Origin of the sequence: Streptomyces sp. NPDC005435, assembly GCF_040703155.1 — a bacterium.
GTDB lineage: Bacteria > Actinomycetota > Actinomycetes > Streptomycetales > Streptomycetaceae > Streptomyces.
Window position 1 is genome coordinate 56167 of record NZ_JBEXEQ010000014.1, and the last position, 15085, is coordinate 71251.

The following is a 15085-nucleotide window of genomic DNA, read 5'->3' on the forward strand; positions in this document are numbered from 1 at the left end:
CTCAGTCCGCGTAGAACCGCTCGTCCACCACCGCGCGGGCCCGGCGGGCGGTACGGCGGTAGGCGTCGAGCATGGTGCCCGCCTGGCCGGCGCCGTAGCCGAGGTAGCGGCCGACGGCGGCCAGCTCGCGGGGCTCGGTGGGGAAGGTGTCCCCGGCCCGGCCCCGGACCAGCATGACCGCGTTGCGCACCCGGCTCGCCAGGACCCACGCCTCGTCCAGTACGGCCGCGTCCTCCTCGCTCAGCAGCCCCGCCTCGCGCGCGGCGGCCAGCGCCTCGCGGGTACGGGTCGTCCGCAGGCCCGGCACCTCCCAGGCGTGCCGCAGCTGGAGCAGCTGCACGGTCCACTCCACGTCGGACAGGCCGCCGGGGCCCAGCTTGGTGTGCAGCTTGGGGTCGGCGCCGCGTGGCAGCCGCTCGGACTCCATACGGGCCTTCAGGCGCCGGATCTCGCGCACGGCCTCGTCGTCCAGGCCGTGGCGCGGGTAGCGCAGCGGGTCGATCAGCTCGATGAACCGGCGCCCGAGGTCCTCGTCCCCGGCCACCGGCTCGGCCCGCAGCAGCGCCTGCGACTCCCACACCAGCGACCAGCGGCGGTAGTACGCCTCGTACGACTTCAGGGTGCGCACCAGCGGCCCCGACTTGCCCTCCGGGCGCAGATCCGCGTCGATCAGCAGCGGCGGATCGGCGCTCGGGATCTGCAGCAGGCGGCGCATTTCGGCCACGACCTTGTTCGCGGCGCGGTTCGCCTCCTGGTCGTCCACGCCCTCGCGCGGCTCGTAGACGAAGAGCACGTCGGCGTCGGAGCCGTAGCCCAGCTCGTGCCCGCCGAAGCGGCCCATGCCGATGATCGCGAACCGGACCGGCAGGGTGTCGCCCCAGTGCTCGCGGACCACCGCGCGCAGGGTGCCCGCGAGGGTGGCGGCGGTGAGGTCGGAGACCGCCGCGCCGGTACGGTCCAGGAGGGCGCCCTCGTCGGCCTCGGCGGGGGTGGTCTCGGTGCCGTAGGAGCCGACGATGTCCGTCGCGGCCGTACGGAACAGCTCGCGGCGGCGCACCCCGCGCGCCGCGGTGACGCCCTGCTCGGCGTTCTCCGCGCGGCCCACCGCGGCCAGGATCTCCTGCTCCAGCTGGGCCCGGCCGCGCGGCTCCAGGCCGCCGCTCCCGCCGTCGCCGTCGCCCAGCAGGGCCACCGCCTCGGGGGCGCGCATCAGCAGGTCGGGAGCGAGGCGGCCGGCCGACAGGACCCGGGCCAGGTTCTCCGCCGCCGCGCCCTCGTCGCGCAGCAGCCGCAGATACCAGGGGGTCTTGCCGAGCGCGTCGGAGACCTTGCGGAAGTTGAGCAGGCCGGCGTCGGGGTCGGCGGAGTCCGCGAACCAGCCGAGCAGCACGGGCAGCAGCGTGCGCTGGATCGCCGCCTTGCGGGTCACCCCGGAGGCCAGCGCCTCCAGGTGGCGCAGGGCGGCCGCCGGGTCGGCGTACCCGAGCGCGACCAGGCGCTCGCGCGCCGCCTCCGCGCTGAGCCGGGCCTCGCCGGGGGCGAGCTGGGCCACCGCGTCGAGCAGCGGGCGGTAGAACAGCTTCTCGTGCAGCCGCCGTACGACACCGGTGTGCCGCTTCCACTCGCGGCGCAGCCGGGTCACCGGGTCGGTGCGCAGGCCGAGCGAGCGGCCGAGCCGTCGCAGGTCCTCCTCCGCCTCCGGGACCAGGTGGGTGCGGCGCAGGCGGTACAGCTGGATGCGGTGCTCCATCGCGCGCAGGAAGCGGTACGCCTCGTCCAGGCGGGCGGCGTCCTCGCGGCCGACGTAGCCGCCCGCCGCCAGCGCCTGGAGCGCGTCCAGGGTCGTCCTGCTGCGCAGGGTCGGGTCCGTGCGGCCGTGCACGAGCTGGAGGAGCTGGACCGCGAACTCGACGTCCCTCAGGCCCCCGGGGCCCAGCTTCAGCTCGCGGTCGATCTCCGCCGCCGGGATGTTCTCCACCACCCTGCGGCGCATCTTCTGCACGTCCGCGACGAAGTTCTCCCGCTCCGCCGCCTGCCACACCATCGGCGCCAGCGCCTCGATGTACGCCTCCCCCAGCTCCGCGTCCCCCGCCACCGGGCGCGCCTTCAGCAGCGCCTGGAACTCCCAGGTCTTCGCCCAGCGCTGGTAGTACGCGACATGGCTGCTCAGCGTGCGGACGAGCGGGCCGTTGCGGCCCTCCGGGCGCAGGTTCGCGTCCACCGGCCAGATCGAGCCCTCGACCGTGGTCTCCGAGCAGATCCGCATCATGTGCGAGGCGAGTCGCGTCGCGGACCTGAGGGCCTTCGCCTCGTCCGTGCCCTCCATCGCCTCCGCCACGAAGATCACGTCCACGTCCGAGACGTAGTTCAGCTCGTGGCCGCCGCACTTGCCCATCGCGATGACCGCCAGGCGGCAGGCCGCGGCGTCCTCGGGGGCGGCGGTCCTCGCCATCGCCAGGGCGGCGCGGAGGGTCGCCGTCGCCAGGTCCGCGAGTTCCGCGGCCGTCTGGGCCAGGTCCGTCGTGCCGCACACGTCCCTCGCGGCGATGGAGAGGAGGCAGCGGCGGTACGCGACTCTCAGGGTTACGGGGTCCGTCGCCTCCGCGAGTCCCCGTTCGAACTCCGCGACTCCCGGGTGCAGGTCCCTCGGTTCGTACGTGACCAGTGCCTGCCAGTCGTGGGGGTGGCGGGCCAGGTGGTCCGCCAGGGCCTCCGACGCGCCGAGGATGCCGAGGAGGCGGTCTCTCAGGGGTTTCGCCGCGATCAGGGTGTCGAGGAGTTCTCTTCTGTCCGTGGGGGCGGGCTGGGACTCCAGGAGTCTCACCAGGCCGTGCAGGGCGAGGTCGGGGTCCGCGGTCTCGCCCAGCGCCTCCAGGAGGACCGGGTCGTCGCGTACTTCTGCCAGCTCCGGGGTGTCGAGGCTGCGTTCCGCGGCGGAGGGGTCGGTGAAGCCGTGCCTGAGCAGTCGGGTGAAGGTGCTGCTTCTGCGGCCCGGCGTCATGTTCTTGGGCTCCCCATCTTTGTTCGGGACGGTCCTGGCCAGAGCGTAACGCCCGCGGTGCGTCGTGGCCGGGGCGGTGAGCTGGGTGCCGGTACGTGGCATTGCGCCCTCGGTCGTGTCGTGGTCGGGGCCGCGGCGGGGGGTGTCCGTCCTCGGTCCGGCGCGCTGTTCGCTGCGTGGGTGCCCGGTGTTCTCGCCGGCCGCTGCGGGCGGACACCCCCCGCCACGTCCCCTTCTCGCCGTACGCGGGTGCGGGGCCCGGTCCCTTCCGTCGCTTCCGCCGGTTGCGATGAGTTCGCGGGGCGGGCAAGGTCCGAATTGGTGGGGTTCTCCTTGGAGGTGTTGTCCATGGCTGGGCCTGTTGGTGAGCTGGATGTTCGGTACAGCAGTCCGGGGACTGTCGCGCACCCCTGGGACGAAGTGGTGGGGCTGGTGGAGGGGGAGGCGGTCCGGGTCACCGACGAGGGGCGGTTGCGGGAGCTGGAGGCCGCTTGGGAGGCCAAGTACGGGTCCTTCTGGCACTACGAGGTACGGGACGGGTGCTTCCAGCACGGGCTCGGGCCCGCGTACGTCTTCGCTGTCGCGCCGGTGACCGTCTTCGGGTTCGGCAAGGGGGAGCCCTTCAGTCAGACCCGGTGGAGGTTCGCGTGAGCGGGCTGGCCGGGGGCACTGTGGCGACCCGGCTGCCCGCCCAGGATCTGTCGCGGGCCCGGCGGTTCTACGCGGAGAAGTTGGGCCTTGAGCCGGTGGATGAGCGGCCCGGGGGCCTGCTCTACCGCTGCGGTGACACCGACTTCGTCGTCTTCCAGTCCACCGGCACCTCCCCCGGCACCTTCACCCAGATGGCCTTCCAGGTCGACGACCTCGACGCCGTGGTCTCCGAACTGCGCGCCAAGGGCATCACCTTCGAGGACGTCGACTCCCCCGGCTTCCACACGCGGGACGGCATCGCCGAGATCGAGGGCAACTACCCGAGCAAGGGGGCCCGGGGCGAGCGGGGGGCCTGGTTCCGGGACAGTGAGGGGAATCTGCTGGGGGTGGGGGAACTGGTGCGGTGAGGGCTTGCGGTCGCTTCCGTGGCGCAGCGCCGCTGTGGAGTTTTACAGGTCGGCCAGGAGCAGCCGGTAGCCGGCGTCGAGTGCTTCGCGGTGGAGCAGGTCGGCATGGCGCTGGTGCCACCGGCCGCAGGACAGGTCGTCGGACAGGCGGGCCAGGCCCGGCTGGATGACGTCGTCGCTGGTCTGGGCGAACAGTGAGATACCGGCCCGCACTTCCGGGTCGAGGTAGGCCTCGGGTCGGCGCCAGAAGGCGGCGCGGAATCCATCGGTGCAGTCGTGCGGGACGGGGACGGTTTCGATGCGGGCGCCTCCCAGCAGCGTGGCCAGTTGTTCGACGGCGACGGCTCGGGTGCCGTCGAGTGCGGCTGCTTCGGGCAGGTACTCCTCCAGCAGCCAGAACCTGCGGTTGACGTCGGGGTCGAAGGTGAGGATGACGATCCGCTGCCGGGCGATACGGCGGAGTTCGCCGATGCCGGCTTCCAGGTCGCTCCAGTGGTGCACGGTCAGGAGGGCCATTGCCACGTCGGCCGAGTTGTCGGCGAGAGGGATCGACTCCGCGGATGCTTCCAGGGCAGGCGCGGATCCGGCCGGGCGCTGGGCGATCATCACTGCGCTGGGTTCGACAGCCAGCACCGTTCGGGGCGGTTCGCAAGAGCCGGTGCCTGCTCCGTCTGCGTAGGTCGCGCCGATGATGTCGTAGGTCGCCATGCACGCAGCGTGCGCTTTCTTTTTGTTCTTTTTGGACCGTATCCGGGAAGGGGCGGCCTTCTCCTTGACCTGAAGTGCGATTGAGCTTTTAGCGTGTTCCTCAGGTCGATCATCCGACGACAGGAGAACGCGTCCGTGATCCTCGTGACCGGAGCCACCGGAAACACAGGAAGTGCGCTGCTGAGAGAGTTGCGCGCATGTGGTGCGGGGCCGTTGAGGGGGCTCACCCGTGACGCCTCACGGGCCATGTTCCCCGAGGGGGTCGAGGCCGTTGAGGGCGACTTCGCGGAGCCGGAATCGTTGAAGCCCGCTCTGGACGGGGTGCGCTCGCTGTTCCTCGTGTCGCGGCTGGGCCCGGATGCCGAGATCATCGAGGCTGCCCGGCGGGCGGGGGTGGAGCACGTGGTGCTGGTGTCGTCCATCACCGTCCAGACTCATCCGCATCTGGGCCCCGCCGACGAGAACCTCGCGGTCGAGATGCTGCTCAAGGACAGCGGCTTGGCCTGGACGATCCTGCGGCCGACACAGTTCGCCTCGAATGCTCTGATGTGGGCGGCGTCGATCCGTGACCACGAAACGGTCCGCGCGCCGTACGCGGACACCGCGCTGCCCACCATCCACCCTGCGGACATCGCATCCGTGGCGCGGGTGGCGCTGACCGAGCCCGGCCACCGGGGACGGACGTACGCCCTGACCGGTCCGGACCCGGTGACCGCCCGGCAGCAGGCCCAGGCCATAGCGGCAGCAATCGGGCGGAATGTTCCCTTTATCGAGATCAGCCGCCAGGAGGCTCACACCCAGCTGGCCGCGGTCTTCGGGGACGAGGCCGCGGACGCGGTGCTCGACGTCACGGGCGGAGCCGTCAACGACGAACTGCTGGCGGTACGCGACACCGTTCCGCAGATCACCGGCTCCCCGGCCAGAACGTTCCGGCAGTGGGCTGCGGAGAACGCCGCCCACTTCCGCTGAGACACCCGGCCGGCCGGGAGTGCGGCGGCCTGCCCGGCGCGGGCTTGGGTCTGGCGAGGCGGTAGGGGTCCGTGCCGGTTTCGATGATGGCCGTGCAGAGCCGCGGGTCCGTGAGCGTCTTCGTCCATCCGCCGAAACTTTCGTTGGGCTTGTACGGATCCAGCCTGGTCGGACGCGGGGGCCGCGTACGACGGTGAGGGCGGAGGCGTGGACGGCGGGGGTGCGGGCCGTGCTGAACGACAAACGACACCACGACTCACCGACAGAGCCACCGGGGACATGGTCGAGGTGTCCTCCGCCCTTGCACTCGTAAGAAGATCCCTCTGCTGCTCATCGCGTTCAGAGCGCGGGTTCGCTCCTGCACGGCTCTCAGCCGTTCCGCGTCCGTGGCCCGGCGGACGTGTGCGGGATCGGCGTCCCCTTCGCGTCCACCGGCCAGCGGCCGGAGTGGGATGCAGGGGCCGACATGCCCCATGACGTAACCGAGCTTGTCGCGCTCGGTGTCGATGACCAGAGAGCCCTCCGGCGGTTCCTCCTCCGCCATCACTCGTGCCTCTCTCGCTGAAGTGCTCGGGCCAGGGGCGGCCACGTCGGCGCGCACCCGTCCCAGCTCGATGAGCCGCAACTCGGGGGATGCGAGGTCAACCCTCAGAGACGGAAGGACGACCCCGACCTCGGTCAGGGCTGTCCTCAGGGTCTCCGCTGTCGCGTACGGGTCCACGTCCTGCGGTTCCTTGGTCGTCATGAACCGGAGGCCAGAGATGGCGAGTTGGCAGCCGATGTGCTGTTTTCTCGTTTTTGCTCGGTGCGTCTCGCAGATTGCTGGTGTTTTCGCCCGAGTACTGCCTCACCCTGTGGAGCTGAGGCGGCTCACTGGCCATGCTGTTTGGATCAACACGCCTGGAAGGGAGAGCGCCCATGGCCCGTCAGCTCCGCTTCACCGGCACCGACAGCAAGGTCGACGGGCGCCCCGCCCTGCACGCGGACGAAGGAACCGGCGAGATCATTGTGCAGGGCACCCCCGTCACCGATCCCGAAGACCTGGCTCAGCTCCAGCACTTGGGGCCGAACGACGCGGCGGTTGCCGTGCCGCGCGAACTGCTCGTGAACTGGGGTCCGAAGGAGACGGAACGGGTGCCGGAAATCGTCGACCGGGACACCTTCCGGCGCCTCTTCCAGCGGTACCTGTGGCGCGAGGACGCCGAACGGACGGCTCTGCCCGCCGAGGACTTCTGGATCTTCGATCCGCGGCTGGTCGCGCTGCTGCACTTCGATGACGACGACAACCTCCTGAACATCGAGCTGACCACCGAACCGGCCGAAGTCGTGCGGTACTGCGTCGTTCGCGACGCGGCCATGCACCACGCCGTCCCGCGTGACGAGTTCGCCGCGCAGGTGGCACCGAACGAATAGCGTGGATGACCGGTGAGCACCGACTGTCAGCAGGCAAGGGCGGCCCTGGGGGCGCGACTTCGCGAACTCCGGTTCACCTGCCCTGGTGGCCGGCTCACCGGTCGGCAACTCGCGCAGCGGCTGGGCCGGCCCGGTTCCAAGGTCAGCAAGCTGGAGAACGGCAGACAGGCCGCCACGCCGGAGGACCTGAGGGCATGGGCCGACACGACCGAACAGCCGGGCGTGTACGCCGAGTCGGTCGCCCGGCTGGCAGGGTTCGAGTCCCACATCAGGTCATGACGCAGGGCGCTGGCGAACGGCTTCAAGCCGATGCACGAGGGACTGAGCGCGGAGATCGACCGCACCTCGGACATCTGGATCTGCGAAGAGTCGGTGATCGCCGGACTGATGCAGACACCCGAGTACGCGCGCCACGTCATCCAGCGGTACTCGGAGCTGCTGGGAAACGCCGGCGACATCAAGGACGCCGTGCGCGCCCGCGTGCAGCGGCAGGAGTGGCTGTACCGGCCCAGCCGCCGCACACTGCACGCCTGGTCATCGCCGAGGACCGGCACGCCGAGCTGTGGCTGGACGACGCCGACAACATCGCCTTGTACGCGAAGGTGTGGAAGACCCTCCGCGAGCCGGCGGTGTACGGCGCCGACGCCCACAACCTCATCAACGCGGCCCGCCGCGCCCTGAATCCACACTGACACGCCTCCCCGGATGCCGGTCTGGCTGTTGCTGAATGCAACCAGCCTTGCGGTGCTTGAGGTGGTGGCGGGTATCTGGTTCCGGAGGGACTGGTGGGTTCGTTGCACTGCCCGGGAATTGTGAAGATTTGTTGATCACCGGTCGGCCTCACAGGCCCTCTCGGGGCCCGGGCGCGCCGTACACCGTAGGGGTCGTCTGACGTGCGTATACAACTTCCAGGATGACCCAAATGCGGCTCAATACTGGGCACTTGCCGCCTCTTTCGCGTCGGCTTCCGCAAGCCGACCTCAGGTCTCGGATCGGTAAAGCGGGCTTCCCAACTCCCGCATGCTGTTGAACTCTTAAGGTCCACGAATGAGGGGGGTTCGTGAAGATCACCGCACTTCTCTGACGTGTCCGGGCAGGGGGCCCGGGCCGTCATCGAGTCGGCGGTGAGCCGTCGTGAACGGCTGCTGCAGTCCGAGGGGGTTTGCAGCAAAGGATTCACAGCGCAATGTGCAGTGCCCGACGCCGCACCCGTCTGCTTCAGGAACAGACGGGTGCATTTCAGGGGCGCCGTTTTCCGGCCCGCCACGTCGTGGGCCGGCTGAAGGGTGAGGAAATCGCCATGGACATCTGTGTTCTGGGACAGGGGTATGTCGGCCTGCCTCTGGCCTTACGGGCCGCGGAGGCAGGTCACAGCGTCGTCGGTTACGAGCCCGACGAGCGCCGGTGCGCTCAGCTCGCCGCCGGGTCTTCGTACATCGAGGACATCGACTCCGGCAGACTCGGGCGCCTGTTGCGCTCCGGCGCCTACAAGCCCACCAGCGATCCGGCCGGCCTCAAGGGCTTCGACGTCGCGGTGATCACCGTCCCGACCCCGCTGACCGACCGCACCCCGGACCTCAGCTGTGTCCGCGACGCCGCCCGGGAACTGGCGCGGCACCTGGAGGCGGGCGGGACCGTGGTGCTGGAGTCCACCACGCACCCGGGTACCACCCGCAACGTGCTGATCCCGCTGCTGGAGGAGGGGTCCGGCCTCGTCGCGGGGAAGGACTTCCACGTCGGCTTCAGCCCCGAGCGGATCGACCCGGGCAACGCGGTGTGGCGCCTGGAGAACACCCCCAAGATCGTCGCCGGGCTCACCGAGGCGTGCCTGGAGCGGGTGAAGGCCTTCTACGACGCGGTCACCGAGGTGACCGTACCGGCGTCCGGCCTGGAGGAGGCGGAGCTGGCGAAGGTGTTCGAGAACACCTACCGGCACGTCAACATCGCCCTGGTCAACGAGCTGTCCCGGATCGCCCACACCCTCGGCGTGGACGTGTGGCACACCCTCGAACTCGCGGCGTCGAAGCCGTTCGGATTCACGCGGTTCCAGCCCGGTCCTGGTGTCGGCGGCCACTGCCTGCCCATCGACCCGGTCTATCTGAGCCACCACGTCAGAACCCAGCACGGCGAATCGTTTCGTCTCATCGAGCTGGCCCAGGACATCAACGACAGCCAGCCCGAGTACGTGGTGCGCCGCCTCCAGGACGCGCTCGGCCGACGCTTCTCCCGCAGCGTCCACGGAGCCCGGATTCTCGCGCTCGGGGCCGCGTACAAGCCCGGAACCGCGGACTCCCGCCAGTCCCCGGCGGTCGATGTGGTCGACCGGCTGAGGGCCATGGGCGCGCAGGTCACCGTGATCGACCCGTACCTGCCCGCCGGCAGCCACCGGGACATCCCCTTCGCCGCCGCGCGCGCCGGGACGAGCGTCGCCGACTTCGACGCCGTCGTGCTGCTGACCCCGCACGACGAGTTCGACCTGACCCGAGTCGCCGACGAAGCGGCCTACGTCCTGGACACCCGCGGTGTCATGGCCAGCGCACCGCACATCGAACGCCTTTAGGACACGAGAGAGAACAGGGCATCCACATGTATGACAAGGGCACCCTCGCCAGAACGGGCAGCGCCGTGGCGCTGTTCGGCGGCACCGCCGCCTTCCAGTGGACCATCGCCACGATCATCGGCCTGGTCGTCCTCGGCGCGGTGCTGTACCGCGTCGCCAACCGAGGGAACCGGTATGAGGCGTAGCAGGCTCGTCGCCTGTGTCCTGGGCGCGGTGGGGGTGGCCGTCTGGGCGGCCACCTACCACCTCGCCCTCGGCGAGAGCGACCGTAAGTTCCTGACCGCCCTGTACCTCTTCGACGCCGCGCTCATCGTCTTCTACATCTCCTCGCTGGAGGTGAACACGCAGTGGCGCAACCGCCGTCCGGCCACGGGCCGCGTCGTCGCCCTGGTGCCGGCCTACGAGGAAGAGCCCCGGCTGCTGCGTGCCGCGCTCGAGTCGCTGTTACGGCAGACCTGTCCCGTGGACGAGATCCACGTCATGGACGACGGCTCCGCGCGGCATCCGGTCGAGCCCTTCGACCACCCCAAGATCCACTGGCACCGCCAGCCCAACGGCGGCAAGCGCTACGCCCAGGCCGGCATCCTGCGGCAACTCGACCCGACGGAATGGGACTTCGTCCTGACCGTGGACTCCGACTCGGTTCCGGCCGATGACGCGGTCGAGAACCTGATGCGGGCCATGAGCAAGCGCCAGGTCATGGCCGCCACCGGACTGATCCTCACGCGGAACTTCCAAGACAACTGGCTGACCCGGATATCCGACGTCAACATCGGCACCAGCTGCCTGATGATCCGCTCCTCCCGGTCCGTGCTCGGCGCGGTGGAGACGACCTCGGGGGCCCTCGCCCTCTACCGCGCTCCCGTCGTCTTCGACAACCTGGCCGACTATGTGAAGTCGGGGACCAACGGTGACGACCGCCGCCTGACCATGTACGCCCTGCTGCGCGGGGACGTCGTCGTCGTCAACGACGCGCTCGTGCACTCCGCGATGCCCGACACCCTGCGGGGCCTGTTCAAGCAGCGTCTGCGCTGGGGCAAGTCCTCCTGGCAGGCACTGCCCTTCGCCGTGATCAACCTGGACTGGCGCAAGCTGCTGTTCCCGCTGCTCGCCGTCACCCAGTGGATCATGCTTCCGGTCCTGCTGGTCATGACCCTCAGCGGCGTCTTCTTCCGCGCCCAGGGTCCCTACATCTGGCTCGCCTTCGGCTCGTACCTCGCCATCCGCTACGCCGAGACGGCCCAGTACCTCATCCGCCGTCCCCACATGAGCCGCACCACCAAGCTGATCACCTGGCTGTGGGCCACACCGGTGGAACTCCTGGTCAAGGTCCTGGTCATCTACCCGGCGAAGTACTGGGCCATCTTCAAACTCCGCGAACGCGGCTGGCACACCCGAGGCAACGCCCACGCGAACGCCCCTGCCACACCGGTCGCCACCAGGGCCTGACCCACGTGGGAGGGGCGCCCGGGACGGCCGGGGGGGTACCGGTCAGCAGTACGGCGCCTGGTTCGTCAGGGATGTCGCCACTCGCAGCCAGACTCCGAACAGGCGGTAGAGGTCCGGGAGCGGGCCCCGGGCCTGGACGGTTCGGCTGTCGGTCCGGGTGACTCCGGGGATGCCGAGGAGGGTCGAGGCGACCGAGGCCGACTGCCAGCGGACGGTGAGGGTGGAGGGGGCCGACGTCTGCTGGAGTGTCGGTATGGAGGAGAGGCTCGTGGTGACCGCCTGTTCGATGGCCGTGCGGGCCTCGTCGGCGGGGCGGAGGGTGGCGGTGAAGCGGTCGTGGGCGTACTTCACGGGCACGGTCGTCACCGAGGGGTCCCAGTCGGTCATCTCCGTGCAGGCGTGGTCGTCGCCGGTGAGGGCGGCCAGCGGGACGCCGAGCGACGCGGCCGTGGCGTGGGCCAGGCCGATCTCGCCCACGGGGCGGTCGTCCAGCCACATGTCCTCGATCTCGTGGCCCATGAAGCTGTGGCTCAGTACGCCGGGCGCGCCGGCCCGCGCGTGGTAACCGACGCAGAGCATCGCGTCGTACTCGGGGCCGAGCCCTTCGAGCATGCACATCTGCTTGGGCCTGCCGCGGATGAGACGGGCCGCCGGATGCAGGGCCTCGGGCAGGATGTTGCGCATGGGTCCGTGCGCGTCGTTGACGGTGATGTCCGTGGCACCGGCCGAAATGGCGCCCCGGATCGCCGCGTTGACGTCCTCTGCCATCATCCGGCGCCCACGCTCGTAGTCCCGGCCGCCGGGCTGGACGTCGTCGGCGTCCACGAGCCCCGTGACGCCCTCCATGTCCGCACTGATGTAGATCCGCACCGCCACCGTCTCCTCACACTTGATCACCAAGGAGACGCACGGTGATCTTCGGACGGTTCCCTGACGGCACGGCGCCGGTCACCGCCGATCACGGTGGAGGCGCCGCGCCCGTCGCGGACGGAGTCCCCTACAACACCGGCAGGTTCTTGCGGAGTTCGAAGGCCGTCACCTCGGACCGGTACTCCTCCCACTCCTGCCGCTTGTTCCGGAGGAAGAAGTCGAAGACGTGTTCGCCGAGGGTCTCGGCGACGAGGTCGCTGCGTTCCATCAGAGTCAGGGCCTCACCCAGGTTCTGGGGCAGAGGCTCGATGCCCATCGCGCGGCGTTCGGCGTCGGAGAGGGCCCAGACGTCGTCCTCGGCGCCCGGGGGGAGTTCGTAGCCCTCCTCGATGCCCTTCAGGCCCGCCGCGAGGAGGACCGCGTAGGCCAGGTACGGGTTCGCGCCGGAGTCCAGGGAGCGGACCTCCACGCGGGCGGAGCCGGTCTTGCCGGGCTTGTACATGGGGACGCGGACCAGGGCGGAGCGGTTGTTGTGGCCCCAGCAGATGTAGGAGGGGGCTTCGCCGCCGGCGCCTGCCGTGCGCTCCGAGCCGCCCCAGATGCGCTTGTAGGAGTTGACCCACTGGTTGGTGACGGCGGAGATCTCGGCGGCGTGGCGCAGGAGGCCGGCGATGAAGGAGCGGCCGACCTTGGAGAGCTGGTACTCGGAGCCGGACTCGTAGAACGCGTTCCGGTCGCCCTCGAAGAGGGAGAGGTGGGTGTGCATGCCCGAGCCGGGGTGCTCGGAGAAGGGCTTCGGCATGAACGTCGCCTGGACGCCCTGCTCCAGGGCCACCTGCTTCATGACCAGGCGGAACGTCATGATGTTGTCGGCCGTGGAGAGCGCGTCGGCGTAGCGCAGGTCGATCTCCTGCTGGCCGGGGCCGCCCTCGTGGTGGGAGAACTCCACCGAGATGCCCATCGACTCCAGCATGGTGATCGCCTGGCGCCGGAAGTCCAGGCCGATGCTGGTCGGCGTGTGGTCGAAGTAGCCGGAGTTGTCGGCCGGGATCGGGCGGGAGCCGTCCAGCGGGCGGTCCTTGAGCAGGAAGAACTCGATCTCGGGGTGGGTGTAGAAGGTGAACCCGAGGTCGGAGGTGCGGGCGAGCGCGCGCTTGAGCACGTAGCGCGGGTCGGCGAAGGACGGGGAGCCGTCCGGCATCAGGATGTCGCAGAACATGCGGGCCGTGCCGGGGCTCTCCGCACGCCAGGGCAGCATCTGGAAGGTCGACGGGTCCGGCTTGGCGATCATGTCGGACTCGTAGACCCGGGCGAAGCCCTCGATCGCGGAGCCGTCGAAGCCGATGCCCTCGTCGAAGGCCTGTTCCAGCTCGGCGGGGGCCACGGCCACGGACTTCAGGAAACCCAGCACGTCCGTGAACCACAGGCGTACGAACCGGATGTCCCGCTCCTCCAAGGTCCGGAGCACGAACTCCTGCTGCTTGTCCATCTTCCGCTTCCCCATCCTTGCTGGTCAGGCCGCCTTCCCCCGGTGCCGCGGGACGCGGTCGGGCACCTGAGCATCCCACCACAACCGCGTTTCGCGCGCGTTGCGGACCTCGGTCGCCCGGGCCTCCTCGGCCTGAACGGCTCTCGTACGACTCTGGTACGGCGGGTGTACTGCCCTGCCGCCCATCTTGCCTGCTCGGACCCGTATCCGTAATGGCCGGGCGGGTGGCCGGAACCCATCCGATCACACCCCCACGTGAGGGAAGACACCCCGTTTTAATTTGCATCTCAGATGCAAGTTTTCATAGCGTCGAGGAGAAGACAGGCAGAGCCTGCCGGCCGTCCCGTCGTGAGGAGCCCCGATGCTGTCCCCGCAGTCCGCAGCCACCGTCCGCGCCACCCTGCCCGCCGTCGGCGCGGCCATCGGCGAGATCACCGAGCGGTTCTACGCCCGTCTCTTCGACGCCCACCCCGAGCTGCTGCGGAACCTGTTCAACCGGGGCAACCAGGCCTCCGGCGCCCAGAAGCAGGCCCTCGCCGGTTCCATCGCCGGGTTCGCCGTGCACCTGCTGGACCACCCCGACCAGCGCCCGGACGCCCTGCTGGACCGCATCGCCCACAAACACGCCTCCCTCGGCATCGCCCCCGAGCAGTACGACGTCGTCCACGAGCACCTCTTCGCCGCGATCGTGGAGGTGCTCGGCGACGCCGTCACCCCCGAGGTCGCCGCCGCCTGGGACGAGGTCTACTGGCTGATGGCCAACGCCCTCATCGCCATCGAGAAGCGGCTCTACGAGCAGAGCGGCGGCCGGGGCACCCGTGAGTGGGAGGTCGTCGAGCGGATCACCGAGACCGCCGACGTCGTCACCCTGCGGCTGCGCCCCGTGGACGGCGGGCCCGTCTCGCCGTTCCGCGCGGGACAGTACGTCTCCGTCGGCGTGGACCTGCCCGACGGCGCCCACCAGATCCGGCAGTACAGCCTCTCCGGCGCCCCCGGCGAGGGCGTGCGCCAGATCAGCGTCAAGCGGGTGCACGGCGGCGCGGGCCCGGACGGCGAGGTGTCCGACTTCCTGCACCGGCACGTCGCGGTCGGCGACCGGGTCAGCCTGTCCGAGCCGTACGGCGACCTCGTACTGGACGGTGACGACGAGCACCCGCTGCTGCTCGCCTCGGCGGGCATCGGTGTGACCCCGATGGTGGCGATGCTCGCCGCGCTCGCGGACGCGGGCCACCGCGCCCCGGTCACCGTGGTGCACGGCGACCGCTCCCCCGCCGACCACGCGCTGCGCGCCGACCACGAGGCGTACGCCGCGAAGCTGCCGGACGCGGCCTGCCACTTCTTCTACGAGGCCGGCGCCCCCGCGAACGCCCGCACCGGCCGCGTCGACCTCACCGGCATCCCGGTGGCCTCCGGCACGCGCGCCTATCTGTGCGGTCCGCTGCCCTTCATGCGCGCGGTGCGCGCCCAGCTGATCGAGAAGGGCGTGGCCCCGGCCGACATCCACTACGAGGTGTTCGGCCCGGACCTCTGGCTCGCGCAGGGCTGAGCCGGAGCGCCGGGACGGACCG

At 70.2% G+C, this 15085-nt stretch carries 11 protein-coding genes and 3 pseudogenes; 9 read left to right on the forward strand and 5 right to left on the reverse strand.

Annotation, left to right across the window (positions count from 1 at the left end; all coding sequences use genetic code 11):
* Window position 1: 1 nt before the first annotated feature.
* Window positions 2-3001 (reverse strand): bifunctional [glutamine synthetase] adenylyltransferase/[glutamine synthetase]-adenylyl-L-tyrosine phosphorylase, encoded by a 3000-nt coding sequence (locus AB0898_RS19245; RefSeq protein WP_366804141.1) that lies wholly within the window; start codon window positions 2999-3001, stop codon window positions 2-4.
* A 429-nt stretch (window positions 3002-3430) separates the two neighbouring features.
* On the opposite strand from AB0898_RS19245, the pseudogene AB0898_RS19250 reads away from it, so the two are divergent.
* Together AB0898_RS19250 and AB0898_RS19255 are read left to right on the forward strand one after the other, a co-directional pair.
* A pseudogene (locus AB0898_RS19250) lies at window positions 3431-3652 on the forward strand (pyridoxamine 5'-phosphate oxidase family protein); the annotation flags it as partial.
* Complete coding sequence (locus AB0898_RS19255) at window positions 3649-4059, forward strand: VOC family protein (protein WP_366804142.1); 411 nt, start codon at window positions 3649-3651, stop codon at window positions 4057-4059. The pseudogene AB0898_RS19250 and the gene AB0898_RS19255, both read left to right, overlap by 4 nt.
* Window positions 4060-4101: 42 nt before the next feature.
* Here AB0898_RS19255 and AB0898_RS19260 read toward each other — a convergent pair whose 3' ends face one another.
* The gene (locus AB0898_RS19260; RefSeq protein WP_366804143.1) at window positions 4102-4767 is read right to left on the reverse strand and encodes a methyltransferase domain-containing protein; all 666 of its coding nucleotides are present in this window, start codon (window positions 4765-4767) and stop codon (window positions 4102-4104) included.
* A 135-nt stretch (window positions 4768-4902) separates the two neighbouring features.
* Here AB0898_RS19260 and AB0898_RS19265 point away from each other — a divergent pair, with 135 nt between their 5' ends.
* Window positions 4903-5736, forward strand: coding sequence for an NAD(P)H-binding protein (locus AB0898_RS19265; RefSeq protein WP_366804144.1), 834 nt, complete (start codon window positions 4903-4905; stop codon window positions 5734-5736).
* A 52-nt stretch (window positions 5737-5788) separates the two neighbouring features.
* Here the strand turns inward: AB0898_RS19265 and AB0898_RS19270 are convergent.
* Window positions 5789-5881: pseudogene (locus AB0898_RS19270) on the reverse strand (AAA family ATPase); the annotation flags it as partial.
* A 773-nt stretch (window positions 5882-6654) separates the two neighbouring features.
* On the opposite strand from AB0898_RS19270, the gene AB0898_RS19275 reads away from it, so the two are divergent.
* The 5 genes and pseudogenes from AB0898_RS19275 to AB0898_RS19295 all read left to right on the forward strand — a co-directional run bounded on the left by AB0898_RS19275 (window position 6655) and on the right by AB0898_RS19295 (window position 11158).
* Window positions 6655-7149, forward strand: coding sequence for a DUF6879 family protein (locus AB0898_RS19275; protein ID WP_366804145.1), 495 nt, complete (start codon window positions 6655-6657; stop codon window positions 7147-7149).
* A gap of 12 nt (window positions 7150-7161) precedes the next feature.
* Window positions 7162-7841, forward strand: a pseudogene (locus AB0898_RS19280) (Scr1 family TA system antitoxin-like transcriptional regulator).
* A gap of 608 nt (window positions 7842-8449) precedes the next feature.
* Entirely contained in the window at window positions 8450-9709 is a 1260-nt protein-coding gene (locus AB0898_RS19285; protein ID WP_366804146.1) for a nucleotide sugar dehydrogenase, read from the forward strand.
* A 26-nt stretch (window positions 9710-9735) separates the two neighbouring features.
* A complete protein-coding gene (locus AB0898_RS19290) occupies window positions 9736-9894 on the forward strand; it encodes a hypothetical protein (RefSeq protein ID WP_361783119.1) in 159 nt (52 codons plus the stop codon).
* Window positions 9884-11158: a glycosyltransferase family 2 protein gene (locus tag AB0898_RS19295; protein WP_366804147.1), complete on the forward strand. Its 1275-nt coding sequence runs from the start codon at window positions 9884-9886 to the stop codon at window positions 11156-11158. Before AB0898_RS19290 ends, AB0898_RS19295 begins: the two co-directional genes overlap by 11 nt.
* 42 nt (window positions 11159-11200) lie before the next feature.
* Here the strand turns inward: AB0898_RS19295 and AB0898_RS19300 are convergent, their stop codons facing one another.
* Window positions 11201-12028: a M55 family metallopeptidase gene (locus AB0898_RS19300; protein ID WP_366804294.1), complete on the reverse strand. Its 828-nt coding sequence runs from the start codon at window positions 12026-12028 to the stop codon at window positions 11201-11203.
* 127 nt (window positions 12029-12155) lie between these two features.
* Window positions 12156-13517 carry a glutamine synthetase family protein gene (locus AB0898_RS19305; RefSeq protein ID WP_018545441.1) on the reverse strand — a complete coding sequence of 454 codons (1362 nt, stop codon included), beginning with the start codon at window positions 13515-13517 and terminating at the stop codon, window positions 12156-12158.
* A 361-nt stretch (window positions 13518-13878) separates the two neighbouring features.
* Here AB0898_RS19305 and AB0898_RS19310 point away from each other — a divergent pair, with 361 nt between their 5' ends.
* Complete coding sequence (locus tag AB0898_RS19310; RefSeq protein WP_366804148.1) at window positions 13879-15063, forward strand: globin domain-containing protein; 1185 nt, start codon at window positions 13879-13881, stop codon at window positions 15061-15063.
* Window positions 15064-15085 lie beyond the last annotated feature (22 nt).

Excerpts from the sequence above, each read along its gene's own strand:
- AB0898_RS19305 (WP_018545441.1), bottom strand. The coding sequence starts at position 13,517 with ATGGACAAGCAGCAGGAGTTCGTGCTCCGGACCTTGGAGGAGCGGGAC.
- AB0898_RS19245 (WP_366804141.1), bottom strand. The coding sequence starts at position 3,001 with ATGACGCCGGGCCGCAGAAGCAGCACCTTCACCCGACTGCTCAGGCAC.
- AB0898_RS19260 (WP_366804143.1), bottom strand. The coding sequence starts at position 4,767 with ATGGCGACCTACGACATCATCGGCGCGACCTACGCAGACGGAGCAGGC.
- AB0898_RS19310 (WP_366804148.1), top strand. The coding sequence starts at position 13,879 with ATGCTGTCCCCGCAGTCCGCAGCCACCGTCCGCGCCACCCTGCCCGCC.
- AB0898_RS19285 (WP_366804146.1), top strand. The coding sequence starts at position 8,450 with ATGGACATCTGTGTTCTGGGACAGGGGTATGTCGGCCTGCCTCTGGCC.
- AB0898_RS19275 (WP_366804145.1), top strand. The coding sequence starts at position 6,655 with ATGGCCCGTCAGCTCCGCTTCACCGGCACCGACAGCAAGGTCGACGGG.
- AB0898_RS19290 (WP_361783119.1), top strand. The coding sequence starts at position 9,736 with ATGTATGACAAGGGCACCCTCGCCAGAACGGGCAGCGCCGTGGCGCTG.
- AB0898_RS19295 (WP_366804147.1), top strand. The coding sequence starts at position 9,884 with ATGAGGCGTAGCAGGCTCGTCGCCTGTGTCCTGGGCGCGGTGGGGGTG.